This window comes from Acinetobacter sp. RF15B, from assembly GCF_007558235.1.
GTDB lineage: Bacteria > Pseudomonadota > Gammaproteobacteria > Pseudomonadales > Moraxellaceae > Acinetobacter > Acinetobacter lwoffii_C.
This window is the reverse complement of the sequence record NZ_VLSR01000051.1, coordinates 1-1,192: the sequence shown is the minus strand read 5'-3', so window position 1 is coordinate 1,192 and position 1,192 is coordinate 1. Positions and strand designations below refer to the sequence as shown.

Annotated in this window: 1 protein-coding gene and 2 pseudogenes; 2 read left to right on the top strand and 1 reads right to left on the bottom strand. The window is 54.5% G+C overall.

Annotated elements, in window-relative coordinates; genetic code table 11:
• Window positions 1-153, bottom strand: a pseudogene (locus E2K74_RS14430) (AAC(3) family aminoglycoside 3-N-acetyltransferase); the annotation flags it as partial.
• Window positions 154-266: 113 nt separating this feature from the next.
• Here E2K74_RS14430 and E2K74_RS14425 point away from each other — a divergent pair.
• Entirely contained in the window at window positions 267-851 is a 585-nt protein-coding gene (locus E2K74_RS14425; RefSeq protein ID WP_151208232.1) for a DDE-type integrase/transposase/recombinase, read from the top strand.
• Window positions 852-904: 53 nt separating this feature from the next.
• Window positions 905-1,192, top strand: a pseudogene (locus E2K74_RS14415) (ATP-binding protein); the annotation flags it as partial.

Genomic DNA, 1,192 nt, shown 5'->3' with positions numbered 1-1,192 from the left:
CGCAGCACGCAGGGCCTCGATCAGTCCAAGTGGCCCATCTTCGAGGGGCCGGACGCTACGGAAGGAGCTGTGGACCAGCAGCACACCGCCGGGGGTAACCCCAAGGTTGAGAAGCTGACCGATGAGCTCGGCTTTTCGCCATTCGTATTGCACGACATTGCACTCCACCGCTGATGACATCAGTCGATCATAGCACGATCAACGGCACTGTTGCAAATAGTCGGTGGTGATAAACTTATCATCCCCTTTTGCTGATGGAGCTGCACATGAACCCATTCAAAGGCCGGCATTTTCAGCGTGACATCATTCTGTGGGCCGTACGCTGGTACTGCAAATACGGCATCAGTTACCGTGAGCTGCAGGAGATGCTGGCTGAACGCGGAGTGAATGTCGATCACTCCACGATTTACCGCTGGGTTCAGCGTTATGCGCCTGAAATGGAAAAACGGCTGCGCTGGTACTGGCGTAACCCTCGTAACAGCAAAGCTGCATACCGGTTTCTGGGTAAAATCCTCAACAACGTGAAGAAGTGGCAGATCCCGCGATTCATCAACACGGATAAAGCGCCCGCCTATGGTCGCGCGCTTGCTCTGCTCAAACGCGAAGGCCGGTGCCCGTCTGACGTTGAACACCGACAGATTAAGTACCGGAACAACGTGATTGAATGCGATCATGGCAAACTGAAACGGATAATCGGCGCCACGCTGGGATTTAAATCCATGAAGACGGCTTACGCCACCATCAAAGGTATTGAGGTGATGCGTGCACTACGCAAAGGCCAGGCCTCAGCATTTTATTATGGTGATCCCCTGGGCGAAATGCGCCTGGTAAGCAGAGTTTTTGAAATGTAAGGCCTTTGAATAAGACAAAAGGCTGCCTCATCGCTAACTTTGCAACAGTGCCCCTGGCGATGGCACTGGGTTACAAGGCGACGCAAGCCGGCATCAAGACGCGCTTCACGACTGCGGCCGACCTGATGCTGGCGTTGACGACGGCGCATACCCAGAACAATCTGAAGGCGGTGATGCACCGCGCGATCAAGGCATATCGGCTCTTGATCATCGACGAGATAGGTTACTTGCCGATGAACCGGGAACAGGCAAACCTGTTCTTCCAGGTGATCGCAGCCTTGTATGAACGCAGCAGCCTGATCGTGACCAGCAACCTGCCGTTCGGGCAATGGGACACGACC